Raw genomic sequence first — 26,338 nt, 5'->3', positions numbered from 1 at the left:
TTAAAAGAGATTAATTTACTAAAAATTTTATAGAAATAATTCACTATAAAAAGTGATTTATTCTTGATTTTTCGACTGAATTTTTAGCTTTAAAGCTTCTAATTCATTTTGAATCAAATCACCTTTCAAGGTTTCGTTAATTTCGTCATCAGCGGTTTTCGAATTGTCCGCTAAACTTCCGTAAGCTTGTGCAAGTGCTTCGTCTTCTTCTACTTTGGCTTTCATGCTTTCTAACATACTAATTGTGCTATTCGCATCAATTTTTGCCATTTGTTTGTTTACTTGTTTTGTGGCATCAGCAACTTTTACACGAGCTTTTAATGTTGTTAATTCATTTTCCCATTTATTAATGTTGAATTTAAGAACCTCAACGTTTTTGTGCACTTCATTTGCAGATTTTTCATGAATAATCACTTGATTTTCTAATTCAGTAATTTCTTCTAACAATTGATTTTTTAAGCTCAAAGCTTCTTTCGCTAAATTTTCGGCTTGTTCAATTGTAATTTCATTTCGCTCAGCTTTTTCTAACAAAAGAATTGCTTTTCGTTCATAATCTGCAGCTTCTTCTTTCTTTTTGTCGACGCTATTTTGCGAACGAATTGCCATTGCTTTTACCTTTGCGTAAGCCTCTAATGATTGATTAAGATCGTCGCGCATTTCGCGAATTCCTTGTTCTGTCATTTTGATTGGGTCTTCCATTTTTTCGACAACCGAATGTATTTCCGCTTGTCCAATTCTAAAAATACGTTTGAAAATATTCATAGTGATATTGTTTTATTGTTTAGAAAATTCGATTAATTGAGCAGAATATTCGCTCATCAATAAGCTCAAAGAATTTAACGTTGCTTCAAATTCGTTTTGATCAAGATTCGCAATTTGAAGTGTGTAACGATAAATAACTTTTTTTCCGTCTTCTGTTATTGCAAAAGCACCATGAATGATATCGCGATTTTTCATCAACAACGCTTTTAGCATTTCCAGATTATCATTTGTAATTGTAAATAAATACAACTCGAAAATGATAACAGGTGGTGCAATCCCTACAATCAGATTTTGAACACCATCCAATAAATTTTCAATCATAAAAACACCCTCTTTTTCGTCTTTGTAAGTGATGGTGTAATTGATGTTTTGAATAAAATTTTCAATCTTCGAAAAATAATTCATTTTGTTGTTATTAGTGTTTTTTGTAATTTGTTTCCATAAAATTAAACAATTTGCTAAAATAATTAGCAAATAAAAGTGTTAAAATTTTAAATAATGACAAAAATAGGTGAAAATATAAAGAAATTAAGACAAGTTAAGAACTTAACTCAACAGGCTTTTGCTGATTTGTTCGAAGTTAGTAGAGGGAATATTTCATCTTATGAAGAAAAACGTGCAGAGCCACGAATTGAAACAATTTCTCAAATTGCTAAATATTTTAGCATTCCAATAAGTCATTTGATCGAAAAAAACTTAACAGTTAACGAAATATTACACTTTGATAACTATTTTGAGGAAGCTGATATGTTACGAAATGTTAAAAATTTGAGCGCGATTCCTTTTTTATCACGAGAAATAATTCAGTTAAAAAAAGAATTATTTTCTAATATAGAAAACTATCCGTCGATCTATTTTCCAATCTATAATTCGCATCAATTTATTGCGTTAGAATATTCTTCGAATATCGCTTCACCTATCGATTTTACAGAAGAAGAATCATCTATTTTATTTTTTGAACATTTGGAAGTGGAAAATTTACATTTGGTAAATGATAAGTTTGGTTTGTATTTGAATGATGATGAAATTTTTGTTGGGAAGTTTACTCAACACGAAAATCAATTGATTTTGGAATTAAATCAATGGAAACAAATTATTTTTGATGTTGAAAATATTCAGCACTTTTATCAGTTTTATGCTGTTTATAAGAAGGTTTAGAAATAATTTTTATAAGTAAGATTGTTTTCTAAATATTAGATGTTTCTACATCGTTTGACTCGCTCAACATGACAAGAAAATCCAATCTAGGCTGATAATTAATGTCATGTCGAGGAATCGAGACATCTCTTCTAAAAACTTATAATTTACTACTCAAGACTTTTAAACTTTAATATAAATCTTCTTTTTATCTAATAAATAAGCTAACCACCAAAAGAAAGCTAAGAAAATTAGCGAATAAACAAATGAACCAATTTCTGGAATTCCAGGAATTTTAGCACAAACATTTTCGTAGAACCAACCCAATGGTGAAATGAATTTGATTTCTCTTTTGTCGTTTAAACCAGCTTCAATTCTGATTAAACTTAATAATCGAGGTAATAATCCGCTCAAAACAAAGATGAACAAAGGATTTTTTCCAAAAACATCAAAGAATTTCATGAAACCATTTTTGATGCCTAAAATTTCGATGAACCAAATCATAGCGCCAATTGTCAAAATTGCTAAACCAGTTGTGTTGAAAACATAAGAGCTGCTCCAAATCTTTTTATTGTACGGAAAATCCCATTGCCAAACATAACCAATTGTCAACGCAATTGTTCCTAAAACAAATAAGCCAGCTAACATTTTATATTGCGGATTGTCAGTTTTTGGTAGCGGACGATTCAACCAATTGATATTTCCTTGTTTCTGAATATAATCACCAACCAAATACCCAAATAAAACTTGCGGAATGGTAGAAATTGTACTGAAAATTCCTTCGGGATCAAACGGAACACCTTCTCCTTTGTAAATATGCGCTAAACCAAGCAATTGATTATCAATTTTAGTTCCGATGAAACCTTCTAATGAATAAGGGGCAGAAGTTCCAAGTCCGAAAGTTAAAACCCAATAAAGTAGAAGAATCGCACAACTTATCAATAAAACTTGTTTTTGTTTAAAATAAAAAGCAATCACCGAAGCGAAAAAATAAGCAATTGCAATTCGTTGTAAAACGCCCATAATTCGGATTCCGCTTTCTTCTGAATCTTTCCATGTTTTGAAAATTAGTTCATTATTATCCCACTTGAAAAATGGCCACCAATTGATGAATAATCCAATTCCGAAAATTAAAATTGTTCGTTTTATTACTTTTTGCCAGAAAATTTGTTGAGGTTGTTGTTGTAATTTTGGAATCACAAAAGTCATTGCATTTCCTACAGCAAACAAAAAGAAAGGAAAAACCAAATCTGTTGGCGTACATCCGTGCCATTCTGCATGCTCCAAAGGATCGAACATAGCCGACCAAGTTCCTGGATTATTTACCAAAATCATCAACGCAACAGTTGCGCCACGAAAAACGTCTAATGAATAATAACGAGCTGCTTTCATCTCTTTTGTGTTAATGTTTTAAAGATATAGATTTTTTGAATTTTTTGACAAAATGCTTTTCAAAAAGATACTAGATTATTCCTTACCTTTAATTGTCAATAACAAACAATAAATAAAATGAGAACGGAGTCTGATTTATTAGGAGAATTACAAATTCCTGAAACGGCTTATTATGGTGTGCAAACGCAACGTGCCATTAATAATTTCAAAATTTCCAATAACTATTTGTCACATTATCCCGAATTTGTAAAGGCACTTGGTATTGTGAAATTAGGTGCTGCACAAGCTAATCACGAATTAGGAATTTTATCGAAAGAATTATTTGATGCGATTTCTTTCGCTTCAAATGAGTTAATTGCTGGTAAATATACAGAGCAATTTCCAATCGATATGATACAAGGTGGTGCGGGAACTTCTACAAATATGAATGCAAATGAAGTAATTGCAAATATTGCTTTGGAGTATTTAGGAAAACAAAAAGGAGAGTATCAATTTTGTTCGCCAAATGATTATGTGAACCTTTCGCAATCTACGAATGATGCTTATCCATCTGCTTTGAAATTAGCATTATTTAATATGAACAAGCCTTTGGTTGAGGCATTAACTTCGTTGTATGAGGCTTTTGATAAAAAAGGGAAACAATTTGGTAATGTCATAAAAATGGGACGTACGCAATTGCAAGATGCAGTTCCAATGACGCTTGGGCAAGAGTTTGAAGGTTTTTCGAATACATTACATAAAGAAGTTGATAATTTGAATCGAATAGCTGCTGAATTATTAGTAATTAATATGGGTGCAACTGCAATTGGAACTGGATTGAATGCTGTTCCAGGTTATGCACAATTGTGTACAACTAAAATAGCTGAAATCATGAATGAAGATGTTTCGTTGGCTGATAATTTAGTTGAAGCAACTTCGGATACAAGTTCGTTTGTGGATTATTCATCAGCTTTGAAACGTCTTTGTGTGAAATTGTCGAAAATTTGTAATGATTTACGCTTATTAACATCTGGTCCGAGAACAGGTTTGTTCGAGATTAATTTACCTCCGAAACAACCAGGATCTTCGATTATGCCAGGGAAAGTAAATCCTGTAATTCCAGAAGTTGTGAATCAAGTTTGTTTTAAAGTAATTGGAAATGATTTATCAATAACAATGGCTGCCGAAGCTGGTCAATTACAATTAAATGTAATGGAGCCAATAATTGGTTTTTCGATTATGGAATCGATTCAATATTTAACAAATGCGATGAATACGCTACGTGTTGAATGTGTGGATGGAATTACAGCAAACGCAGAACATTTGAAAAATGAAGTACAAAATAGTATTGGAATTGTTACAGCTTTAAATCCTTACATTGGTTACAAAGCAAGTACAAAAATTGCGAAAGAAGCTTTAGAAACAGGAGGAGGTGTATATCAATTGGTCTTAGATCACGGTTTATTGTCGAAAGAACGTTTGGACGAAATCCTTGATCCTAAAAATATGCTTGGTCCACATATCTAGAAGTTGTGAGTTAGTAGTTATGAGTGATAAGTTTTGAAAAAATAAATTAATAATGAAACCTTCGAATCTTCTAAAAATAGAAACATTAAACGATGAATGGCTAGATAAGGATGTGATTATTTTACATGCTTGTTTTCAGATTTTATGCGATTGTATTGAAAAAGAAAATTTATTTACAAGTCATGTTGATTGGATGTATGATGATGAACATAAAAATGCAAAAATTGAAATTGAAAACTTATATAATTGGTGGAATAAACGTAAGCTCGATAATGATAATTTAGAAAATAATCAATATGAAGAAGATAATCAAATGTTGAAAAAATTAATAGAGTTTAGACAATATCTTTGGACTTGATTTAATTAAAAAATTATGAGTAATGAGTTCAGAGAAAACTTAGAACTTGTTACTCATAACTTAAAACTTATTTTAATATCCGTGTAAATTCACATTATCAGTTGGAAGTAAATCAACTTTTTTACCCATTTTTTTCTGAATGATTTTGAAATGATGCAAATCTTCTTCTGTAATCAAACTAATGGCTTTTCCGTTTGCATTTGCACGACCTGTACGCCCGATTCTGTGCACATAATCTAAAGGCGAACGAGGTAATTCGTAATTAATAACAGTTGGTAAACCTTCGATATGAATTCCGCGTCCAATCAAATCTGTTGCAACCAAAACTTTAATATCACCTAGTTTAAAATCTTCCAAATTATCCATTCTAGCGCCTTGGGATTTCTTACTGTGAATCGCCATTGCAGAGATTTTATTCTTTTTTAATTTTTCTACTAAATTATCTGCAGTTCGTGTCGAAGAAACAAAAACCAAAACTTGTTCTAAGTTTTCAGATTTGATTAAATAACGTAAAAAAGGACCTTTTGTTTCGGCATCAACTTTATAAGCAACTTGTTCGATTTGTTCCAAATCAATTTCTTGTTTTTTGATTTCAACAACAATTGGATCAATACTTAATGTAGATTTTATTTCATCAATTTTATCATTCAAAGTCGCAGAAAAAAGAATCGATTGTTTCTTTTTCGGAACACTTTTCAAAATTCGGTTCATTTCATCTCCAAATCCTAATTGGAACATTTTGTCTGCTTCGTCAATCACCAAATATTGCAATTGATCCAATGATAACGCATTATGATCCATTAAATCCAATAAACGACCAGGAGTTGCAATCAAAATTTCTGTTCCATACAAATTTTTCATCTGTGGATTAATCGAAGTTCCTCCATACACCGCTTGCGTTTGTACCTCACGGCGTAAAGCAGTTCGCAATCCTGCAAAAGTTTGTTCAATCTGAACTGCTAGTTCACGTGTTGGAACTAAAATTAACGCTTTTATGTTACGAGATTTTTCGTACGATTGATGTTGAATTTTTTGTAGCAAAGGCGCAACAAAACACAAGGTTTTTCCAGAACCAGTTTTTGCAATTCCCATCACATCTTTTCCTTTTAAAATTGATGGAATTGTTTCGGTCTGAATTTCAAAAGGTTTTAAAAATCCAAGTTTTGTAATTGCTTTTGATAAATATGGTGATAATCCTAAATTTTCGAATGACATAAATTGATATAAGATTGCAAAGGTAGAGATTAAATTTGAATGAAATTTTAGGAATAATTACTCGTTTAATTATTTTTAATCGTGATGAAAATGAAAGTTTTAAAATCGTTTCTGAAATATTTCTAAAAATCTTTTTAGAAACAGTCAAATTATCGAAATAACGATTGAAAATAGAAATAATTTCTGTTTAAAACTTTATTAAAAGCTTTTTGCTTAATAAAACTATCGTTAACTTTGATTCTTATGAAAAAAGATCAGTCTAAGATAATTCGTGAGCAAGCGCCAAGATCTGCTACTCGCGAGCATTCGGTTCCATTATATTTAACATCAAGTTTTATTTTTGATAGCGCAGAGCAAGGACGTGCAATTTTTGCAGAAGAAGAGCAAGGTATGGTTTATTCACGTTATGCAAATCCAAATACAACAGAGTTTATTAATCGCGTTTGTGCTTTGGAAAAAGCAGATGCAGGTTTAGCTTTTGCTTCGGGAATGGCTGCTGTTTTTGCATCTTTTGCTTCGTATATAAAAAGTGGAGATCATATTGTATCGAGTCGTGCAATTTTTGGTTCTACGCATCAATTAATTACGCAATTATTTCCGCGTTGGGGCGTAACTTATACATATGTAGAAACGCCAAATATCGAGGATTGGGAAAAAGCAATTCAACCAAATACAAAAATTGTTTTCTTAGAATCGCCTTCAAATCCTGGATTAGAATTATTTGATTTAGAATCTTTGGCAAAATTGAAAGAAAAACATCCGAATGTTATTTTTGCAATTGACAATTGTTTCGCAACACCATATTTACAACAACCTTTGCAATTTGGATTTGATTTATCTATTCATTCTGCAACAAAATATATGGACGGACAAGGTCGAGTTTTGGGTGGAGTAGTTGTAGGGAAAGAAGAATTAATCAATGAAATGATGTTTTTTATTCGTCATACAGGTCCAGCGATGTCAGCTTTTAATGCGTGGACAATTTCTAAAAGTTTAGAAACGTTGCCACTTCGTATGGATCGTCATTGCGAAAATGCGTTGGCGTTGGCAGAAGCTTTGGAAAATCATGCTGAAATTGCAGATGTAAAATATCCATTTTTACCATCGCATCCGCAATATGAGTTGGCGAAAAAACAAATGAAAGGCGGGGGTGGAATCGTAACATTTGAAGTGAAAGGAGGAAAAGAACGTGCTTTCAGATTTATTGATGCATTAGAAATGATTTTATATACGTCTAATTTAGGGGATTCGAGATCGATTGCAACGCATCCAGCAACTACAACTCACGCAAAATTATCAGATGCAGAACGTGCAGATTTGGGAATTATGCCAGGCTCTATTCGTTTATCAGTCGGTTTGGAGGATAAAGTGGATATTATCGAAGATATTTTGCAAGCGTTAGAAAAAACTAAGGTTTAATTTATTGATTAGTTGTTGATTAAATATAAATTTTAATAATTTATTCATTTCAGCACGGACTTTGCTTATTCTAAACGAAAGTGTAGAATATGAAGAAGTTTTTAATTTTTGGTTTTGCGTTGTTTACAATGTCAAGTTATGCGCAAAATAGACCAAATGATGGAAATAATAGAAATGTCGATATTTTAATTGAAAGATCTGATTATTACGGAATATCAAGTAGTCAAAAAAATAAAATAATTGCTTTAAAAAAACAAGCAAGTAAAGATTTCGAAAGAGCGTTTGAAAAATGTGAAAGATTATTATTAAAATAAAAGGATCCAATAATTTATGGATCCTTTTATTTTTTATATTGATTTGATAAAATTGTCAACTTGTTCTTCCAAAGTTGTCCAAGAGGTAACCAATCTTATTGCAGAATTTTTTTCGTCAATTTTTTGCCAAATATAAAACTCAAAATCTTGTTGTAGTTTTTCGATAATTGAATTTGGTAAAATAGGAAAAATTTGATTGGAAGATGGTTCTGTCAAAAAGTTGTGACCTTTTGCTGAAATAGCATTTGCTAATTTTTCTGCCATTTGATTCGCGTGTTTTCCCATCTCGAAAAATAAATCATCTCGAAACATTTCCGAAAATTGAATTCCTATCAAACGTCCTTTCGCTAACATTCCGCCTTTTTGCTTAATATGATAACGAAAATCTTCGTCCAATTTTAAATTATTTATCACAATTGCTTCACCTAAAAGTGCACCATTTTTAGTTCCACCAATGTAAAAAACATCTGTAAAATTCGCCATATCTTCAAAGCTTAAATCACATTTAGAAGAAGTTAAAGCAGAAGCTAAACGTGCGCCATCAACAAAAAGATATAAATTATTTTCTTGGCAAAAATGATAAAGTTCTTGCAATTCCTTTTTCGAATAAACACTTCCAACTTCCGTAGAATTAGAAATATAAACCAATTGTGGCTTCACCATATGCTCGTCCGTATGTGTGGAAAGAACAATCGAAATTTGCTCAGGAGTTATTTTTCCATTATCCGTCGCAATGGTATTTACTTTATGTCCTGTTGCTTCTATCGCGCCCGTTTCGTGCACGGCAATATGCCCGCTTTCGGCTGCAACTACAGATTCGTGTGGTTTTAGAATAGAAGAAATTACAATTAAATTGGCTTGTGTTCCACCAGAAACAAAATGAATTGCTGAATCTTTTTTCAGTCTTTTTTTGATGAACTCTCTTGCTTCATTGCAAAATTCGTCTTCGCCGTAACCAATTGTTTGTTCTAAATTTGTATCGATTAATCGTTGCAAAATTGCTGGGTGAGCACCTTCGCTATAATCATTTTTAAAGCTATATTTTTTCAAAATTGAAATCTTAAATTTTGAGAATAAAAGTAGGAGTTTTCCTAATTCTTTCCTATTTTACTATCTATTTTTACCAATTATTTAAACTGAAGTTATGAAGATTTTAGTCGTAGAAGATGAAATAAAATTGCAAGAAACAATTGTTGAGTTTTTAGAAAAGGAAAAGATGATTGTCGAAACAGCAGATAATTATCAGCAAGCTTTGGATAAAATAATTTCGTTCGATTATGATTGCATTTTATTGGATATGATGTTACCAGACGGTGATGGAATGTCTTTGTTGAAGGAATTGAAGAATCTTCGGTGATTATTTTGTCGGCGAAAGATTCGGTTGATGATAAAGTAGAAGGATTATTGGTTGGCGCGGATGATTATTTAGCGAAACCATTTCATTTTGCTGAATTATTGGCTCGAATTAAAGTTGCTTTGCGCAAAAATCTACAAAAAGGAGAGGATGTTTTGAGTTATAAAAATATTCAAATTTTTCCCGAAGATCGTTTGGTAAAAGTAAATAATATCGAACTGAAATTAAACAGAAAGGAATATGATTTGCTGTATTATTTTATGTTGAGACCCGAACGTGTTTTTCAGAAAACGACTTTAGCAGAAAGTGTTTGGGGAGATCATATTGAGCTATCTGATAATTTAGATTTTATTTATTCGCAAATAAAAAATCTAAGGAAAAAAATGAAAGAAGCAAACTCCGAAGCCGATTTACAAGCGGTTTATGGGATTGGTTATAAGTTGATTTAACATGAAAATATCACTAAAAAATTATACATTTCGTTACCTCACATTTTGGTTGCTTATCGTTATTGCGATTTGGGCATTTCTTTTTCATTCCTTGATTTTGGATGAAGTTTATGACAATGTAGATGACGGATTAAAGAATCAAAAAATTGAAATTATTCGAGAAGCTTATCGCGATCCGAATTTATTAAATACAACCGAATTTGGATTAAGTCAATTCAAAATTTCCAAAGTTGATCCAAGTAAATATGATGAAAGAAATCATTTTTCGAATGAGTTGGTTTACATGGGATACGATGATGATATGGAGCCTTATCGTATATTGAGAACTGGTTTTTATGACAAAGAAAATCATCCGTATTCATTAGAAATTAGAACCTCAACAGTCGAAGAAGATGAATTGATTTATGATTTATCGATTTCTTTGATTGCGTTGTATGTTTTTATTTTGATTAGTATTTTATTGATTAATCATTTTGGATTGAAAAAAGCCTTCAAACCTTTTGGACAAATTATTTCTCAATTAAGAAAATATGAAGTGGGAAATAACGAAAAACCAAAACTTGTCGAAACGAATGTGAAAGAATTTTCTTATTTGCAAAAAGAAATTGAGCGAATGATTAATCGAAATGATGAGGTTTTTAATTCACAAAAATTGTTCATCGAAAATGCTTCCCACGAATTGCAAACACCTTTGACAATTGCGCTAAACAAACTTGATTTGCTAATAGAAAATTCAGATTTAAAAGAAAAAGAGGTGATGAGTTTGGTAGAAACCAAGCAAACACTTTGGCGAATGGTGAATCTTAATAAATCGTTGTTAATGTTATCTCGAATCGAGAATAATCAATACAAAAATAATGTTGAAGTTAATTTTACAGCTTTGACAAAAGATTTGATCGAAGATTATGAAGAAATTTTAGAAGCAGAAGAAATTAAATTAGAAACGAATTTTAAGGCAGATTTTATTCTTGATTTTAATATCGATTTAGCGCGAATTTTAATTTCAAATTTGATTCGAAATGCGATCAAACATAATAATGATGAGAAAATTATTAAGATAGAAAGTGACTCAAATCAATTTATAATTTCGAATACAGGGAAAAATGCAACATTGGATTCTAATCTTATTTTTAGTCGTTTTTATAAACAAGGAACAAGTGATGGAAATAATGGATTAGGGCTTTCGATTGTGGACACGATTATCAAAAATCAACAAAATTTGACGTTACATTACAATTATGAGTTTCCTTTTCATCAATTTATTCTGAAAAAATAAATTATTCCCAAATCTTTCCTAATTCACTTTGCAACTTTGTCTTAATAATTATAAAATCAAACAAAATGAAAAAGTTTTTAAGTGTCATCATGTTAAGTGCAACGTTGATTTCTTTTGCTCAAGATAAAGCGATAAAATATAACCAAGTTCCAAAAATGGGACAGCAATTTATCAACAAATATTTTGGTGCAAAACAAGTTGGTTCTGTGATGTTGGACGACGATTATTTTTCGAAAGAATATAAAGTGTATTTGGCAAATGGAACAAAAGTAGAATTTGACGGAGACGGAGCTTGGAAAGAAGTCGATGGAAAACGAAATGCTATTCCAACAGGATTTATTCCAGCTAAAATTTCGAATTATGTGAAAAGAAGTTTCCCGAATACTACAATCACAAAAATTGAAAGAGATCGAAAAGAAATTGAAGTAAAATTGAACAATGGACTTGAATTAAAATTTGATAAAAATGGAAATTTCAAGAAAATTGATGATTAATAAAAAATATATTCAAACAAAAACTCCAACTAAATTTTAGTTGGAGTTTTTTATTCTATTTATCTCGGCTTTCTAACATTGGCACAAATTTGAAATCTCCAAATTCGTAATGCTCAAATTGATCTTCTGATAATCTCATAATGACAATCATTCGTTGCGATTGTTCACCAACTGGAATCACCATTATTCCACCAATATTCAATTGTTTTTTTAATTCTTCTGGAATTTCTGGTGCACCTGCCGTTACAATAATTTTATCAAAAGGAGCAAATGAAGGTAAACCTTTGTAGCCATCTCCATACGTTTGATAACGTGGCTCGAAATTGATTTTTTTCAACATGATTTTCGAGAAATCAAACAAATCTTTTTGTCTTTCAATCGTAAAAACTTCAACACCCAAAGCAACCAAAACAGCAGTTTGATAACCAGAACCAGTTCCGATTTCTAAGACTTTTTCATTAGGCTGAATGTCTAATAATTGTGTCTGAAAAGCAACTGTAAACGGATGCGAAATCGTTTGTCCTGCAGCAATCGGAAAAGCTTCGTCGCGATAAGCAAATTCCGTAAATGCGCTGTCTAAAAATAAATGTCGTGGCACTAAATTAATAGCTTCCAATACGTTTTCATCTTCAATTCCTTTCGAGCGCAACAAATCAACCAACATTTTGCGTCGTCCTCTGTGTTTAAAATCGTCTACAGACATATTCCAAAATTTTTACAAAAATGCATTAATTACAACTTATTCTCATTAATTTTAACGGCAAAATCTACCAAATGTTAAAAGTAGGAGTGATCGGTGCTGGGCACCTTGGAAAAATCCATTTAAAGTTATTAAATCAATCGGAAAGATACGAATTAATTGGCTTCTTTGATTCTTTTGAAGAAAATGGAAAAAAAGTTGAAGCTGAATTTGGGTATAAATATTTTAGTTCGATGGACGAATTGATTGATGCTGTTGATGTTGTCGATATTGTGACACCAACGTTATCACATTATGAAGTGGCATTGAAAGTGATCGAAAAAAATAAACATTTTTTCATCGAAAAACCAGTTACGCATACCTTAGAAGAGGCAGATCATTTGTTGAAATTGACAAATGAAAAAGGTTTGAAAGCGCAAGTTGGACACGTAGAGCGTTTTAATCCTGCATTTACAGCGGCTGCACCTTTTATCGAAGAACCATTGTTTATTGAAACGCATCGTTTGGCAGAATTTAATCCGCGCGGTACAGATGTTCCTGTAGTTTTAGATTTGATGATTCATGATTTAGATGTGATTTTATCGATTGTAAAATCAGAAATTAAATCAATTCATTCGTCTGGAGTTTCGGTAATTAGTGATACACCTGATATTGCAAATGCTCGAATTGAGTTTGAAAATGGTTGTGTGGTGAATGTTTCGACAAGTAGAATGTCAATGAAAAATATGCGAAAAATGCGTGTTTTTCAACGAAATGCGTATATTTCAATTGATTTCTTGACGAAAAAGACTGAAATTATTAAAATGCACAAAGCGCCAGAAAATCCAAGTGAATTTGCGATGATTTTGGAAAACGATAAAGGAGATCGTAGAGAAATTTGTTTTGAACATCCAGAAATTTTACCAAATAATGCAATTTTGGATGAATTAGAAAGCTTTGCAGATTCTATTGTGAATAATTCACCAATTAAAGTTTCGTTACAAGATGGACGAAATGCATTGAAAGTTGCATTGGAGATTATTGCTTATTTTGAAAAAGAACAGCAAGTCATCAAAAATCAAACAATCGAGAAAGAATAATCGAAAAACGAATCTCGAATCTCGAACTTCGCTAAACGCATTTCGAACTTCGAATCTCGAAAAAAATAAATAATAAAAACAAACATACAAAAAGATGAAAAACATTACAGTTATTGGAGCTGGAACGATGGGTAACGGAATTGCTCACGTTTTCGCACAATCAGGATTTACAGTGAATTTGGTTGACGTTTCTCAAGATAGTTTGGAGCGTGGATTGAAAACAATCGCTGGAAATTTGGAGCGCATGATTGCCAAAGAAAAAATTACAGAAGCTGATAAAACAGCAACTTTAAATAATATTACAACATTTACGGATACTGCGGAAGCGGTGAAAAATGCTGATTTAGTTGTAGAAGCTGCGACAGAAAATTTAGATTTGAAATTGAAAATCTTCAAACAAATTGATGAAGCTGCGCCTGCAAATGCAATTTTAGCATCAAATACGTCTTCTATTTCGATTACAAAAATTGCATCTGTTACAAGTCGGCCAAAACAAGTGATTGGAATGCATTTCATGAATCCAGTTCCGATGATGAAATTGGTTGAAATTATTCGTGGTTACGATACAACAGACGAAGTAACGAAAGCGATTATGGAAATGTCAGAAAAATTAGGAAAAGTTCCAGTTGAAGTGAATGATTATCCAGGTTTTATCGCCAATCGTATTTTAATGCCAATGATTAACGAAGCAATTTATTCTTTATATGAAGGCGTTGCGGGCGTGAAAGAAATTGACGAAGTAATGAAATTAGGTATGGCTCATCCAATGGGACCATTACAATTAGCAGATTTTATCGGTTTAGACGTTTGTTTATCAATCTTAGAAGTGTTGTACGATGGTTTCAAAAATCCTAAATATGCACCTTGTCCATTGTTAGTTAACATGGTAACTGCTGGTAAAAAAGGAGTAAAATCTGGAGAAGGATTCTATGATTATTCAGAATCTAAAAAAGCAGAAAAATTAGCTGCTCAGTTTGCGAAGTAGTTTATCTTACACAAAATAGTCAAAACAAAAAGCGTTACTTTTCGGGTAACGCTTTTTTTTATTTTGATTACTTAATTGCAGCTAAAGCATGTGTGTAATCTGGTTCTTGTCCAATTTCAGGAACTTGTTCTGCATAAGCAACTTCTCCATTTGGATTAATTACTACAACTGCGCGAGATAATAATCCATTTAATGGTCCATCAACCATTTTAACACCATAAGCATTTGCGAATTCTTCATTTTTGAAATCAGATAAAGTGACTACATTATCCAAACCTTCGGCAGCACAAAAACGAGATAAAGCGAAAGGTAAATCTTTCGAAATACATAACACAACTGTATTTGCAGCAGAAGAAACTTCTTTGTTAAAAGTTCGTACAGATTGCGCACAAACACCAGTGTCAACACTTGGAAAAATATTTAAAACAACATTTTTTCCAGCATAATCAGCCAATGTTTTGTCGCTTAAATCTCCTGCTGTTAAAGCAAAAATCGGCGCTTTTTCACCAATTATAGGTAAATCTCCGCCTGTATGAATAGGATTTCCTTTGAATGTAATTTCAGCCATAATTTTTTATTTTATTCTTAGATTTTTAATGATTAAAAGTAACAAAATTCTACGGAGAAAAAAGTATCTTCGCAATAATAAATTGTTACATTACAAATAACACACAAATATTATGCAACTTTCAAAGCGTTTACAGAATTTGAAACCATCTGCAACTATTGCAATGTCTGCGAAAGCAAGAGAATTAAAATCACAAGGAATCGATGTGATTAGTTTAAGTATTGGAGAACCAGATTTCAATACACCAGATTTTATCAAGGAGGCAGCTAAAAAAGCTATCGACGAAAATTATTCAGGATATCCTCCAATTGCAGGGTATGCAGATTTGAAGGAAACAATTTGTAAGAAGTTTAAACGTGATAACAATATTGAATATACAGCAAATCAAGTTGTTGTTTCTACTGGAGCAAAACAATCTATTTATAATGTTTTACAAGCAATTGTAGACGAAGGAACTGAAGTAATTATTCCAACACCTTATTGGGTTTCTTATTCAGATATCGTAGAATTATCAGGAGGAACGCCAGTTTTTGTGGAAGGAACTTTAGAAGCTGATTTCAAAATTACACCAGCACAGTTAGAAGCTGCAATTACAGATAAAACTCGTGCTATTATTTATTCATCTCCTTGTAATCCGTCAGGATCAGTTTACACAAGAGAAGAATTGAAAGGTTTGGCTGAGGTTTTAGCAAAATATCCAGATGTGATTATTATTTCGGACGAAATTTATGAGCACATTGTTTACGGAGAAAAAAATGTTTCGATTGCATCTTTCCCAGAAGTTTATAATCAAACAGTAACTGTAAATGGTTTAGCAAAAGCTTTCGCAATGACAGGTTGGAGAATTGGTTTCATTGGAGCGCCAGCTTGGTTAGCAAAAGCATGCGAAACGTTACAAGGACAAGTGACTTCGGGAGCAACGTCTATCGCTCAACGAGCGGCAATTACGGCTTTAGAAGCAGATCCAAGCTCAGTTCAATACATGGTTGATGCGTTTGCAGAACGTCGTGAATTGATGTTAGGTTGGGCGAGAGAAATTCCAACATTCAAAGTTAACGAACCAAAAGGAGCTTTCTATTTATTCCCAGACGTTACGGCAACTTTCGGAAATACGTACAATGGTGTTACAATTAACAATGCAGATGATTTGGCTTTATATTTATTAGAACATGCTCAAGTTGCGGTTGTTTCTGGTTCGGCTTTCGGATCTAAAAATTGTATTCGTATCTCGTATGCGGCGTCTGTAGAGGAGTTGAAAGAAGCAATGACACGTATCAAAAATGCTTTAGCATAAGTAGAAAAGCAGATAAAATATCAAAATCCTCAAGTTTTGCTTGAGGATTTTTTTGTAGATGATATTTTCTTCAAAAAAATGTGATTTTAATTTTAATGAATTTCAATTGATTAGCCTATTTAAGCGACTTTTTATTGAAAATATTTCAAAAAAGATTTGTTTTAATCGAAAATAACCTCTTATATTTGCACCACTAAAAACAAGGCGAGGTAGCTCAGATGGTTAGAGCGCAGGATTCATAACCCTGAGGTCGGCAGTTCGATTCTGCTCTTCGCTACAAATTCAAAAGACAAATTCATTATTGAATTTGTCTTTTTTATTATCAATAAATATTATTAGACTTCTGATGATAATCATCGATTAATCCTTTCAAATTCATTAAATTTGCATTCAATTTAGTAACGTTCTAAATAAAATTCAAAAAAATGATTCAAACAGATATAGTTATAATCGGAGCTGGACCAACTGGTCTTTTTGCCGTTTTCGAAGCTGGTTTATTAAAAATGAGATGTCATATTATTGATGCACTTCCTCAACCAGGAGGGCAATTGACAGAATTGTATCCAAAAAAACCAATTTTTGATATTCCTGGTTATCCTTCTGTTGGTGCAGGTGAATTGATTGATAACTTAATGGAGCAAATCAAACAATTTGAGCCAGGTTTTACATTGAACGAACAAGCTGCAACAATCGATAAGCAAGAAGACGGAACTTTTATTGTAACAACAAATAAAGGAACGCAAGTGCAAGGAAAAGCGGTTGCGATTGCAGGTGGTCTTGGATCTTTTGAGCCTCGTAAGCCAATTATCGAAAACATCGAAGCGTATGAAGAAAACGGAGTGGAGTATTTTGTAAAAAATCCTGAACTGTTCCGTGATAAAAAAATCGTAATTGCTGGTGGTGGAGATTCTGCTTTGGATTGGTCGATTTTCTTGGCTGATGTGGCTGCGGAAGTTACGTTGGTACACAGAAGAAATGAGTTCCGTGGAGCGTTAGATTCTGTTGATAAAGTAATTGAATTGAAAAAAGCTGGAAAAATTAATTTGGTTACTCCAGCTGAAATTACTGGAATCAAAGGTGAAGGAAAAGTGGAAAGTTTGGTAATTGAAAAAGAAGGTGAAACTTTTGAACTTGAAACAGATTATTTTATTCCATTGTTTGGTCTTTCTCCAAAACTAGGTCCTATTGCAAATTGGGGATTGGAGATTGAGAAAAATGCAATCAAGGTAAATAATGCGTTAGATTATCAAACAAATATCGAAGGAATTTACGCGATTGGAGACGTAAATACTTATCCAGGAAAATTGAAATTGATTTTATGTGGTTTCCATGAAGCAACGTTAATGTGTCAGTCTGTTTACAATAGAATGAATCCTGGGAAAAAATTTGTCTTGAAATACACAACTGTTTCTGGTGTTGATGGTTTCGACGGGACAAGAAAAGAAGCCGAAAAAGCGGTTGTCAAAGCTATTGACTAATTTTAACAAAATAAATAGAAATATTTTTTAAATCTTTTACGTTTTGCGTAAAAGGTTTTTTTTATTCACATTCACAAGGTTCTCTACTTCGTCTTTTGGCTTCATTGTCCCAAAAAGGATAAAATTTTAATCCAAAATAAAAGTTCGCAGAAGTTAATTTTTTCTGTTTGAAAACGATTGGAATTGCATTATCACTGCCCAAAATTAGAGGGCCAATTCTTACATAACCTCCAAACGTTACATTTTCATAATCATAGATAGAAAGTGAAGGCCCAATTCCAAATCCATCTTTTTGGATAGAATAAGAAGTTTGGAGCACATTGATACGTTTCAAACTATTCTCGAAAACTGGAATTCGTTGCATCCAATTGAAATTTAAATAATGATTTTCGATAATTTTTTTACTTAGATTAAGATGCAAACTTGTTGGTAAACCGATTGAAAAATTATTTCCAGTTTTAGATTTTGTTTCATCACCATAAACTTCTTTGCTCAAAAGTCCTAAATATTGATCAACACTTTCAAATTCAACTCCATCTAATTTTGGATTATTACGAATTTGAACTCTTTGCGAGGGATTGTAGAAATGATGGTTATCGCCTCTGAATTTTACTAATCCAACATCTAATAAATTTGCCGAAAATTTGAAATCATATAATTCATCATTCGCTCTTCTGTTCACAAAAGAAATTCCTAAATCTATTCCAACTCCATTTCCTCTATTTCGTAAAACATATTTATCTCGATCAAAATCATAATTGGTAGAATATCCTGCTTTTATATCATAATTTGACGCATAAATATTTGCATCAGGATTGTCGATTGTACTTGTTATAGTTGGTTCAGCTTCTAATTTTATCGCGTTTTTACTTTTGATATACGCGCCATCTAAACCCAAAAGATATTTAATATTTGCCCCAATAATAACTTCAGAAGTATTAGTTGTATACAAATTTGTCGCAACATTTAAGCCTAATTCAGCCCAATTCATTGCATTTGTCTTTGTAGGTTCAAACTCATAATTTTTTGGTTCTATTTCATTCTGATTACTAAAACGAAAATAATTATCTAAATCTTTAATAGAACCTTGTGTACGAAGTCGGGTGAAAATTCCAAGACGATAAGTTTGATTATTAATTTTCTTTTTAAAAGAAACGGAAGGTCCCAGAAAATCATTTTCCAAATGATAAGAAATCGTATTTCTAGTTGCGAAATCTAAAATATTAGAATGCGTTTCTCCTCTTATTCCAGCTTTTATATTTGCTGATTTTGTTTCACCTTTTATTAAACCTAATACGTTTTGATCGGATACGTAAGCGTAATCATTTCTGAATAAAATATCCTCAGAAATAATATTAATATCCCATTTATTCGGGTTAAAATATGAAGTTGTCGGAGAAAAAACACTACCGTTAATCCCGCTATATTGATCGTTACTAAAAGATAAAATATTTTGTCCAAACGTAAATCCTGAACAAAAAATAACGGTTAATAGAAGTTTTTTCAAATTGTAAATCTTCAGCAAAAAGTGGACAGTTAAGACCTAAAAATTAAGTTAGTGTTTTCATTAAAACATTAACTTTAATTATGTCAAATTCTAAAAAGAAAACTCCAGAAAAATTTGTAAAAGATATTCGTAATAATACACGAAGAATTTTTACAGCTGAACAAAAGATATTAATCGTAATGGAAGCTTTACGAGCAGAGACTTCTGTTGCTGAACTATGTCGAAAATATTCGATTTCACAATCTCAATTCTATAAATGGAATAAAGAGTTTTTGGAAGCTGGTAAAAAGCGACTTTCAGGCGATATAACACGTGAAGCAACGAGCAATGATGTTTCTGATTTACGTAAAGAAAACATGCGTTTAAAGGAGATTGTAGCCGATTTAATTGTTCGCTATGATATCGTAAAAAAAACCTTGGACTCATTGGATTAATTGGTAAATTCAAGAAATATATGCGATTATCAGCAAGTGAAAAATACGAGATTATTGAAGTTGTTACACGTTCAGAAATCGGTGTTAAACGGACTTTGGATGAGTTTGGTATTTCCAGAAGTACATTTTACAAATGGTATTCTAATTATCTTGAAAATGGATTTGAAGGTTTAGAATCAAAACGTCCATCTATTCATCGAAAATGGAACAGTATTCCCGAATCTCAGAAAGATTTGATTGTAGAATTAGCCTTAGATTATCCAGAATTATCGGCTAGAGAATTAGCATTTAAAATGACGGACGAATTAGGTGTTTTTATTTCAGAATCGAGCGTTTATCGGATATTAAAGCAAAGAGATTTGATTTCTGCACCCAATCATATCTTAATTTCAGCAGCAAATGAATTCAACGACAAAACCAATTTTGTGCATGAAATGTGGCAAACAGATTTTACATATTTCAAGATTATTGGTTGGGGATGGTATTATTTGAGTACTATTTTGGACGATTACAGTCGCTATATTATTCATTGGGAGTTGTGCAGCTCGATGAAGGCTGAAGATGTAAAAAGAACCGTAAAAAAGGCAATTGAAAAGGCTCAAATTAAAACCAAACAGAGACCAAAATTATTGTCAGACAATGGACCTTGTTATGTTTCAAATGAATTAAAAGATTATTTGAAAAATACTCAAAAAATGAAACATATACGAGGAAAACCGCTTCATCCTCAAACGCAAGGAAAAATTGAACGTTATCATAGAACAATGAAAAATGTGGTAAAACTGGATCATTATTATCATCCTGAGGAACTAATTTTTGCCCTCGAACATTTTGTCGAAAATTACAACAATCGTAGATATCATGAGGCTTTGAATAATCTAACTCCTGCCGATATGTATTTCGGAAGAGCAGATAAAATATTGGAAAAAAGAGCAATTATTAAACAAAAAACAATCGCTAAAAGAAGGCAATTGTATTTTCAACAAAAAATTATAAATTTATAAAAAAAACACTCTCTTAATTTTTTAACTGAAATGTCTCATTTGTTTTGAAAACGTACAGCCATATATTTTATAATCTATTTCGTGTGAATTCATTTTTTTAATTTTACTAATTAGTCGACAAAACTCGTAATTCGTAACAGTTCTTATTTAAAATTAGTATTAAATATGAACCAATGAGGTATATTCTTTTTTTGAAAGTAAACAATCCGTATTTTTGTTTAACTTGAAAAAGTATTATGGCAGATATTAAAATTACAATTATAGATAGAGAAGGTGTTTCGCATGAAGTTGACGCGCCTACTGATATGAATATGAATATCATGGAGCTTGTGCGCGCCTACGAATTAGCACCAGAAGGAACCATTGGTATTTGTGGTGGAATGGCGATGTGTGCCTCTTGTCAATGTTATGTGTTGACTCCAGAAATTCAATTACCAGAAATGACGCCTGATGAAGATGCAATGTTAGCAGAGGCATTTAATGTGAAAGATAATTCACGTTTAGGTTGTCAGTTACATCTTTCGGATGAAATGGATGGATTGGTTGTTGAATTAGCACCAGAATATTAAATTTTAGTTTTACGTGGTACGTTATAAGTTCTACGTCACAATTTTGTTATTATCGTTTAGCGTAAAACGTTTAGCGTAAAACGTTTAGCGTAATACTTAAAACTTATTAAATGAATCAATTAGATAAAAGACTTTTTTTGTTAGATGCTTATGCCTTAATTTTTAGAGGATATTATGCATTTATCAAAAATCCACGAATCAACTCAAAAGGTTTCAATACATCGGCAATTATGGGATTTACGAATTCCTTGTTCGATGTCATTCGACGTGAACAACCAACGCATTTGGCGGTTGTTTTTGATGTTGGTCAAGCAACAGTTCGTACGGTAGATTATCCTGAATATAAAGCAAATCGTGATGAAACGCCAGAAGCCATTCGTCAAGGCGTTCCGTATATTCAAGATATTTTACGAGCGTTAAAAATTCCAGTACTTTTCGCCGAAGGTTACGAAGCAGATGATGTGATCGGAACATTAGCACAGAAAGCAGAGAAAGCTGGTTATACAACTTATATGGTGACACCCGATAAGGATTTTGCGCAATTGGTAACGGACAAAATTAAAATGTATCGTCCTGCTGCAAATGGAAAAGGTGTTGAGATTTGGGGAATTGAAGAAGTAAAAGAAAAATTTGAAATCGACGATCCAATTCAAGTTATCGATTACCTTGGAATGATGGGTGATGCTGTGGATAATATTCCAGGTTTACCAGGTGTTGGAGCAAAAACGGCAAGTAAATATTTGAAAGAATTTGGATCATTGGAAAACCTTTTAGCGAATACAGATAAGCTGAAAGGGAAAGCTAAAGAAAAGATTGAAGAGAATAAAGAGCTTGGAATTCTTTCGAAGAAATTAGCAACGATTATTACAGATGTTCCTGTAGAATTTGATGAAGAAGATTTAACGGTTTGCCCGCCAGATATAGAAAAAGTTACTGAACTTTTCACGGAGTTAGAATTCCGTCGTATGTTAGAAACGGTTTACAGAATTTATGGTTTGGATGTTTCGGGAATTATCAAAGAAGCGCAAGAAGAAATTTCTGCGGCAAGTCAGATTTCTTCGAATCAAGTGCAAATGGCTCAACAATCATTGTTCGATTTTACGTCTGATGAAGAAATCGTTCCACAAAATTCAGCTTTTACAGATATTTCAACAACGAATCATTTATATCAATTAATCGATACGAAAAAAGGTAGAGAAATTTTATTACGAAATATTCTAAAACAAAAAGAAGTGACGTTCGATACGGAAACAACTTCTTTGGATGCTTTAGAAGCTGAATTGGTTGGAATTTCATTTTCTTGGGAAAAAGGAAAAGGTTATTATGTTCCTTTTTCAACTGATTTCGAGGAAACAAAAGCAATTATCAACGAATTTAAACCATTTTTTGAAGATGAATCAATTTCGAAAATTGGTCAAAATCTAAAATATGATATTAAAGTTTTAAACAAATATGACATTGTTGTTTTAGGTCAGAATTTTGATACGATGATTGCGCATTATTTGATTAATCCAGATATGCGTCACAATATGGATGTGTTGTCAGAAACATATTTGAGCTATCAACCAGTTTCAATCGAAAGTTTGATTGGAAAAAAAGGAAAGAATCAAAAGAATTTCCGTGATGTTCCGTTGATGGAGCAAACTGAATATGGAGTAGAAGATTCTGATATTACAAATCAATTGAAAAATCTTTTCGAACCAGAATTAATCAAAGCAAATACACACAAATTATTCACTGATCTTGAAATGCCATTGATGCAAGTTTTGGCTGATATGGAATTGGAAGGTGTTAATTTGGATGTTCCGTTCTTGAAAGAACTTTCAGTTAAACACGAAGCGAAATTAAGAGAATTGGAAGCAAAAATTCAGGAAGATGCTGGAGAAGAATTCAATCTTAACTCGCCAAAACAATTGGGAGAAATCTTATTTGATAAATTACAATTAGATCCAAAAGCGAAGAAAACCAAAACAGGTCAGTACGCAACAGGAGAAGAAATTTTATCGAAATTGAAAGATAAACATCCAATTATCAATGATATTTTAGAGTACCGTCAATTACAAAAATTAAAATCGACTTATATTGATGCGTTGCCAGAATTGGTGAATCCAAAAACTGGTCGCGTGCATACAACATACGCGCAAACGGTTGCTGCAACGGGACGTTTGTCTTCTGTAAATCCGAATTTACAAAACATTCCGATTCGTTCAGAAGAAGGTCAGCAGATTCGTAAAGCCTTTGTTGCACGAGATGAAAATCATGTGATTATTTCTGCCGATTATTCGCAAATTGAATTGCGTTTGATTGCGCAAATGTCACAAGATCCTGCAATGGTAGAGGCTTTCAAACATGGAGAAGATATTCATGCTTCTACTGCCGCAAAAGTTTTTAATGTGGCGTTGGATGAGGTGACGCGTGAACAACGTAGTCAGGCAAAAACGGTGAATTTCGGAATTATTTATGGTGTTTCGGCTTTCGGTTTGGCAGATCAAGCGAATATTTCTCGTAAAGAAGCCAAAGCATTGATTGATGCGTATTATGAAACTTACCCAACGTTGAAAGCGTATATCGAAAAACAAGTTGAGGTGGCTCGTGACCAAGGTTTTGTAGAAACGTTAATGGGACGTCGCCGTTATTTGAAAGATATCAATTCGAGAAATGCAGTAGTGCGTTCGCATGCTGAGCGAAATGCTGTAAATGCACCAATACAAGGAACTGCGGCTGATATCGTGAAAATGGCAATGATTCAAATTCAGAAAGAATTGAAGAAAAATTATAAAACCAAAATGATTTTACAAGTGCATGATGAGTTAATTTTTGATGCACCAAAAGATGAGTTTGAAAAAGTTTCTGAATTAATCAAATCGACTATGGAAGCTGCAATGCAAATGGATGTTCCGTTGATTGCAGAAGTCGGAGTAGGAGCGAATTGGTTAGAAGCTCATTAGAAAAATATTATTTACAATAATTACAAAGCGTTACTTTTTAGTAGCGTTTTTTTTTGTTGAAATATCTACAAAATATTCTGATTAACAAATTCTTAACGAGATTAAAATATATCTTTAATTCATTATTGATTTTAAATTATATGAAAAAACTATTTTACTTATTTACATTGTTTACGATTTGTTTAAATGCTCAAATTATAAATCTAAAAATATTAGACCTTTCGGATAATTTACCACTTTATGATGCAGATGTATATTTCAAAAATTCGACTAAGAATTTTGTATCAGACATGAAAGGAAAAGTTGTGGTTGATTTAAACAATGTTTCGCAAACAGATGAGTTAATCGTTTCGAAAAAAGATTATCAAGATGCAATAATCAACGTATCGGAATTAAAATCTGAAATGATAATCAAACTCGAAAGAGTATCCGAAATCGAGTTAAAAGAAGCTTTTGTAACAAACTTGAAAGCCGAAGATGTTCTACAGAAAGTTTATGATAATTATGATAAAAACTTTAATATTGAACAATATTATTTCTTAGTTAATTTTCAACAAGATTTGTTATTTAATAATAATGAACGGGATTTTATTGATGCAGATTTACAGTTTAAATTTAAACGAGGAGATTTGAAAATTAAATCAAAAGGAATTGTAAACAACGAAATAAAAAGTGGACGAGAACCAAATTCAAATATTCGTTTGATTTATTATTTGGAGAGTATTTATTTGAAAGAAAAATATATTAAGCAATTTGTATACTTATTAAAGGAAAAGAAATATGAAGAATCTAATTTATCATTAACAAAATATGGAGATAGTTTTGTTTATGAAGTTACAATAAAAACAAAATCAAGAGATGTATTTCTGACAATTGATAAAGATACATTTGCTGTTGTTGAGTTTTATTGGGAAACGACTATTCCGGAAACTAAATATTCAGAAAATGAATTTTTAAGAGAAGCAAAAGTTGTTTATAAATATCGTCCTCATAACGGGAATTGGGTGTTGAAAGAAACGTCTGCAATTTGGAACACTACTTATGAAAAAGATGATGAAAAAACAGATTTAGATATGAATTTTAGTATAATCGTAAATGATTATAACACGCAATCTTTTTCAGAGTTCAACAAATCGGTGAACGAAAAGATGGATATTAGAAAAAGTTTTAAATAAAATAAAAACCCAATAAATAAAAATATAATTGTCGCAATTACCTCGTTTTTAGGAATTAATCTGTCAGCACAAACGCAAAAAGAAAGCATACGAGCAACTTACAAAGCCGAATTTATTTTTGATTATGAACAATCGAAGGATATGTTTTCAAAGAATTTGCAACCAGCTTTCAAAATGGCTATAGATAGAGGAGTTTTTGTCGATTTTATATTAGAAAGTAATAAAAATTTATCTGTTTTTCGAGCAGATACAAAAGTGAATAACGCACAACATGAAGCGGATATGGTTGTACAAGAGATTTTGAAATCGGAACAAAATCCTTTGTATAAAGATTTTTCTAAAAATGAATATTATAAACAGTTTGATATTAATGTAAAAACGTATTTGGTTAAAGAAAATATACCTAATTTTAATTGGAAATTAACGAAAGAAAAAGCTGTGATTAATGGTTATAATGTCGTAAAAGCGATTGATCAAGATCGAGATGGAAATGAATTTACGGCTTGGTATTCGCCTGAAATAAGATATAAAGATGGACCTTATTATTTTTCGAATTTACCGGGGTTGATTTTACAAGCAGAAATTATTTCGCCTTATTTTACAGTGATTTTTAAGATTAATCAACTTGAAATTTTGAAAGAAAATCTTAAAATTAATTTACCTACAAGAGGAAAAGTAATGACGTTAAGAGAAATGCAAAACGATATGAATGCATCGTAAACATCGAATGAAGGAGTTGAAAAATAGTCAAAATAAAAGCGTTACTCAAAAAAGTAACGCTTTTATTTTGACTATTTTTAGGACTGTCTCTTAAAGTGTGTAAGTTCAAAAATTAAGCTTGGGTTAGGTTCTACTTTTTAGAGTCTAACCCTTTCTTGATATAGGATTAAAAATTGATCAATAATAACTCCCCAGTTTCTT

Annotated in this window: 23 protein-coding genes, 1 tRNA gene and 2 pseudogenes; 18 read left to right on the top strand and 8 right to left on the bottom strand. The window is 31.9% G+C overall.

Annotated elements, in window-relative coordinates; genetic code table 11:
- Positions 1-57: 57 nt before the first annotated feature.
- Together G0Q09_RS10935 and G0Q09_RS10930 are read right to left on the bottom strand one after the other, a co-directional pair.
- Positions 58-762 (bottom strand): PspA/IM30 family protein, encoded by a 705-nt coding sequence (locus tag G0Q09_RS10935; RefSeq protein WP_219034891.1) that lies wholly within the window; start codon positions 760-762, stop codon positions 58-60.
- Between the two features lie 12 nt (positions 763-774).
- Positions 775-1,167, bottom strand: a complete 393-nt coding sequence (locus G0Q09_RS10930; RefSeq protein WP_219034890.1) for a type III secretion system chaperone family protein — start codon at positions 1,165-1,167, stop codon at positions 775-777.
- 93 nt (positions 1,168-1,260) lie between these two features.
- On the opposite strand from G0Q09_RS10930, the gene G0Q09_RS10925 reads away from it, so the two are divergent.
- Positions 1,261-1,920: a helix-turn-helix domain-containing protein gene (locus tag G0Q09_RS10925; protein WP_219034889.1), complete on the top strand. Its 660-nt coding sequence runs from the start codon at positions 1,261-1,263 to the stop codon at positions 1,918-1,920.
- Positions 1,921-2,082: 162 nt separating this feature from the next.
- On the opposite strand, the gene G0Q09_RS10920 is transcribed toward G0Q09_RS10925, so the two are convergent.
- A complete protein-coding gene (locus G0Q09_RS10920) occupies positions 2,083-3,291 on the bottom strand; it encodes an acyltransferase family protein (RefSeq protein ID WP_219034888.1) in 1,209 nt (402 codons plus the stop codon).
- 108 nt (positions 3,292-3,399) lie between these two features.
- On the opposite strand from G0Q09_RS10920, the gene aspA reads away from it, so the two are divergent.
- Both aspA and G0Q09_RS10910 read left to right on the top strand, forming a co-directional pair.
- On the top strand, positions 3,400-4,797 hold the full coding sequence (gene aspA, locus G0Q09_RS10915) for an aspartate ammonia-lyase (RefSeq protein WP_219034895.1): 1,398 nt from the start codon (positions 3,400-3,402) through the stop codon (positions 4,795-4,797).
- Between the two features lie 52 nt (positions 4,798-4,849).
- Positions 4,850-5,155, top strand: a complete 306-nt coding sequence (locus tag G0Q09_RS10910; protein ID WP_114997765.1) for a hypothetical protein — start codon at positions 4,850-4,852, stop codon at positions 5,153-5,155.
- A 72-nt stretch (positions 5,156-5,227) separates the two neighbouring features.
- Here the strand turns inward: G0Q09_RS10910 and G0Q09_RS10905 are convergent, their stop codons facing one another.
- Positions 5,228-6,370: a DEAD/DEAH box helicase gene (locus tag G0Q09_RS10905; RefSeq protein WP_114997763.1), complete on the bottom strand. Its 1,143-nt coding sequence runs from the start codon at positions 6,368-6,370 to the stop codon at positions 5,228-5,230.
- A 243-nt stretch (positions 6,371-6,613) separates the two neighbouring features.
- Between G0Q09_RS10905 and G0Q09_RS10900 the strand changes: the two genes are divergently transcribed.
- Together G0Q09_RS10900 and G0Q09_RS10895 are read left to right on the top strand one after the other, a co-directional pair.
- On the top strand, positions 6,614-7,789 hold the full coding sequence (locus G0Q09_RS10900) for a trans-sulfuration enzyme family protein (protein WP_219034887.1): 1,176 nt from the start codon (positions 6,614-6,616) through the stop codon (positions 7,787-7,789).
- A gap of 89 nt (positions 7,790-7,878) precedes the next feature.
- Positions 7,879-8,103, top strand: a complete 225-nt coding sequence (locus tag G0Q09_RS10895; protein WP_219034886.1) for a hypothetical protein — start codon at positions 7,879-7,881, stop codon at positions 8,101-8,103.
- 33 nt (positions 8,104-8,136) lie between these two features.
- Here the strand turns inward: G0Q09_RS10895 and G0Q09_RS10890 are convergent, their stop codons facing one another.
- Positions 8,137-9,153: a threonine aldolase family protein gene (locus G0Q09_RS10890; RefSeq protein WP_219034885.1), complete on the bottom strand. Its 1,017-nt coding sequence runs from the start codon at positions 9,151-9,153 to the stop codon at positions 8,137-8,139.
- A 94-nt stretch (positions 9,154-9,247) separates the two neighbouring features.
- Between G0Q09_RS10890 and G0Q09_RS10885 the strand changes: the two are divergent.
- From G0Q09_RS10885 to G0Q09_RS10875, 3 genes and pseudogenes are all read left to right on the top strand, one after another.
- A pseudogene (locus G0Q09_RS10885) lies at positions 9,248-9,906 on the top strand (response regulator transcription factor).
- Between the two features lies 1 nt (position 9,907).
- Positions 9,908-11,182, top strand: a complete 1,275-nt coding sequence (locus G0Q09_RS10880; RefSeq protein ID WP_219034884.1) for a sensor histidine kinase — start codon at positions 9,908-9,910, stop codon at positions 11,180-11,182.
- 65 nt (positions 11,183-11,247) lie between these two features.
- Positions 11,248-11,676, top strand: coding sequence for a PepSY-like domain-containing protein (locus G0Q09_RS10875; RefSeq protein WP_219034883.1), 429 nt, complete (start codon positions 11,248-11,250; stop codon positions 11,674-11,676).
- 55 nt (positions 11,677-11,731) lie between these two features.
- Here the strand turns inward: G0Q09_RS10875 and G0Q09_RS10870 are convergent, their stop codons facing one another.
- Positions 11,732-12,379, bottom strand: a complete 648-nt coding sequence (locus G0Q09_RS10870) for a protein-L-isoaspartate(D-aspartate) O-methyltransferase (protein WP_038332579.1) — start codon at positions 12,377-12,379, stop codon at positions 11,732-11,734.
- A gap of 71 nt (positions 12,380-12,450) precedes the next feature.
- On the opposite strand from G0Q09_RS10870, the gene G0Q09_RS10865 reads away from it, so the two are divergent.
- Positions 12,451-13,455 carry a Gfo/Idh/MocA family protein gene (locus G0Q09_RS10865; RefSeq protein ID WP_114997742.1) on the top strand — a complete coding sequence of 335 codons (1,005 nt, stop codon included), beginning with the start codon at positions 12,451-12,453 and terminating at the stop codon, positions 13,453-13,455.
- Between the two features lie 94 nt (positions 13,456-13,549).
- The gene (locus tag G0Q09_RS10860; RefSeq protein WP_219034882.1) at positions 13,550-14,440 is read left to right on the top strand and encodes a 3-hydroxyacyl-CoA dehydrogenase family protein; all 891 of its coding nucleotides are present in this window, start codon (positions 13,550-13,552) and stop codon (positions 14,438-14,440) included.
- Between the two features lie 67 nt (positions 14,441-14,507).
- Here the strand turns inward: G0Q09_RS10860 and tpx are convergent, their stop codons facing one another.
- Positions 14,508-15,008 (bottom strand): thiol peroxidase, encoded by a 501-nt coding sequence (gene tpx, locus G0Q09_RS10855; RefSeq protein ID WP_114997736.1) that lies wholly within the window; start codon positions 15,006-15,008, stop codon positions 14,508-14,510.
- A gap of 112 nt (positions 15,009-15,120) precedes the next feature.
- On the opposite strand from tpx, the gene G0Q09_RS10850 reads away from it, so the two are divergent.
- The 3 genes from G0Q09_RS10850 (at position 15,121) to G0Q09_RS10840 (ending at position 17,780) form a co-directional block, all read left to right on the top strand.
- Entirely contained in the window at positions 15,121-16,302 is a 1,182-nt protein-coding gene (locus tag G0Q09_RS10850) for a pyridoxal phosphate-dependent aminotransferase (protein WP_219034881.1), read from the top strand.
- Positions 16,303-16,505: 203 nt separating this feature from the next.
- A tRNA-Met gene (locus G0Q09_RS10845) sits at positions 16,506-16,579 on the top strand.
- 148 nt (positions 16,580-16,727) lie between these two features.
- Positions 16,728-17,780, top strand: coding sequence for an NAD(P)/FAD-dependent oxidoreductase (locus G0Q09_RS10840; protein WP_115001902.1), 1,053 nt, complete (start codon positions 16,728-16,730; stop codon positions 17,778-17,780).
- 61 nt (positions 17,781-17,841) lie between these two features.
- On the opposite strand, the gene G0Q09_RS10835 is transcribed toward G0Q09_RS10840, so the two are convergent.
- Positions 17,842-19,287: a DUF5723 family protein gene (locus tag G0Q09_RS10835; protein ID WP_219034880.1), complete on the bottom strand. Its 1,446-nt coding sequence runs from the start codon at positions 19,285-19,287 to the stop codon at positions 17,842-17,844.
- An 80-nt stretch (positions 19,288-19,367) separates the two neighbouring features.
- On the opposite strand from G0Q09_RS10835, the pseudogene G0Q09_RS10830 reads away from it, so the two are divergent.
- The 5 genes and pseudogenes from G0Q09_RS10830 (at position 19,368) to G0Q09_RS10810 (ending at position 26,137) form a co-directional block, all read left to right on the top strand.
- Positions 19,368-20,725: pseudogene (locus G0Q09_RS10830) on the top strand (IS3 family transposase).
- 236 nt (positions 20,726-20,961) lie between these two features.
- Positions 20,962-21,294 carry a 2Fe-2S iron-sulfur cluster-binding family protein gene (locus G0Q09_RS10825; protein ID WP_180905218.1) on the top strand — a complete coding sequence of 111 codons (333 nt, stop codon included), beginning with the start codon at positions 20,962-20,964 and terminating at the stop codon, positions 21,292-21,294.
- A gap of 110 nt (positions 21,295-21,404) precedes the next feature.
- Complete coding sequence (gene polA, locus G0Q09_RS10820) at positions 21,405-24,242, top strand: DNA polymerase I (RefSeq protein WP_219034879.1); 2,838 nt, start codon at positions 21,405-21,407, stop codon at positions 24,240-24,242.
- 140 nt (positions 24,243-24,382) lie between these two features.
- The gene (locus tag G0Q09_RS10815; protein ID WP_219034878.1) at positions 24,383-25,417 is read left to right on the top strand and encodes a hypothetical protein; all 1,035 of its coding nucleotides are present in this window, start codon (positions 24,383-24,385) and stop codon (positions 25,415-25,417) included.
- A 12-nt stretch (positions 25,418-25,429) separates the two neighbouring features.
- On the top strand, positions 25,430-26,137 hold the full coding sequence (locus G0Q09_RS10810) for a GLPGLI family protein (RefSeq protein WP_219034894.1): 708 nt from the start codon (positions 25,430-25,432) through the stop codon (positions 26,135-26,137).
- Positions 26,138-26,338 lie beyond the last annotated feature (201 nt).

It is taken from the genome of Empedobacter falsenii (genome assembly GCF_019308355.1).
In the GTDB taxonomy this organism is placed as follows: Bacteria; Bacteroidota; Bacteroidia; order Flavobacteriales; family Weeksellaceae; genus Empedobacter; species Empedobacter falsenii_B.
The sequence above is the reverse complement of the archived record's forward strand: the minus strand, read 5'-3'. Positions and strand labels throughout refer to the sequence as shown.

Bases quoted from the DNA above. Each gene is read 5' to 3' on its own strand.
- G0Q09_RS10850 (WP_219034881.1), top strand. From the start codon at position 15,121: ATGCAACTTTCAAAGCGTTTACAGAATTTGAAACCATCTGCAACTATT.
- G0Q09_RS10825 (WP_180905218.1), top strand. From the start codon at position 20,962: ATGGCAGATATTAAAATTACAATTATAGATAGAGAAGGTGTTTCGCAT.
- G0Q09_RS10935 (WP_219034891.1), bottom strand. From the start codon at position 762: ATGAATATTTTCAAACGTATTTTTAGAATTGGACAAGCGGAAATACAT.
- G0Q09_RS10865 (WP_114997742.1), top strand. From the start codon at position 12,451: ATGTTAAAAGTAGGAGTGATCGGTGCTGGGCACCTTGGAAAAATCCAT.
- G0Q09_RS10880 (WP_219034884.1), top strand. From the start codon at position 9,908: ATGAAAATATCACTAAAAAATTATACATTTCGTTACCTCACATTTTGG.
- G0Q09_RS10895 (WP_219034886.1), top strand. From the start codon at position 7,879: ATGAAGAAGTTTTTAATTTTTGGTTTTGCGTTGTTTACAATGTCAAGT.
- tpx (WP_114997736.1), bottom strand. From the start codon at position 15,008: ATGGCTGAAATTACATTCAAAGGAAATCCTATTCATACAGGCGGAGAT.
- G0Q09_RS10870 (WP_038332579.1), bottom strand. From the start codon at position 12,379: ATGTCTGTAGACGATTTTAAACACAGAGGACGACGCAAAATGTTGGTT.
- G0Q09_RS10875 (WP_219034883.1), top strand. From the start codon at position 11,248: ATGAAAAAGTTTTTAAGTGTCATCATGTTAAGTGCAACGTTGATTTCT.
- G0Q09_RS10905 (WP_114997763.1), bottom strand. From the start codon at position 6,370: ATGTCATTCGAAAATTTAGGATTATCACCATATTTATCAAAAGCAATT.
- G0Q09_RS10840 (WP_115001902.1), top strand. From the start codon at position 16,728: ATGATTCAAACAGATATAGTTATAATCGGAGCTGGACCAACTGGTCTT.
- G0Q09_RS10920 (WP_219034888.1), bottom strand. From the start codon at position 3,291: ATGAAAGCAGCTCGTTATTATTCATTAGACGTTTTTCGTGGCGCAACT.
- G0Q09_RS10930 (WP_219034890.1), bottom strand. From the start codon at position 1,167: ATGAATTATTTTTCGAAGATTGAAAATTTTATTCAAAACATCAATTAC.
- polA (WP_219034879.1), top strand. From the start codon at position 21,405: ATGAATCAATTAGATAAAAGACTTTTTTTGTTAGATGCTTATGCCTTA.
- G0Q09_RS10815 (WP_219034878.1), top strand. From the start codon at position 24,383: ATGAAAAAACTATTTTACTTATTTACATTGTTTACGATTTGTTTAAAT.
- G0Q09_RS10900 (WP_219034887.1), top strand. From the start codon at position 6,614: ATGAAAAAAGATCAGTCTAAGATAATTCGTGAGCAAGCGCCAAGATCT.
- G0Q09_RS10910 (WP_114997765.1), top strand. From the start codon at position 4,850: ATGAAACCTTCGAATCTTCTAAAAATAGAAACATTAAACGATGAATGG.
- G0Q09_RS10925 (WP_219034889.1), top strand. From the start codon at position 1,261: ATGACAAAAATAGGTGAAAATATAAAGAAATTAAGACAAGTTAAGAAC.
- G0Q09_RS10860 (WP_219034882.1), top strand. From the start codon at position 13,550: ATGAAAAACATTACAGTTATTGGAGCTGGAACGATGGGTAACGGAATT.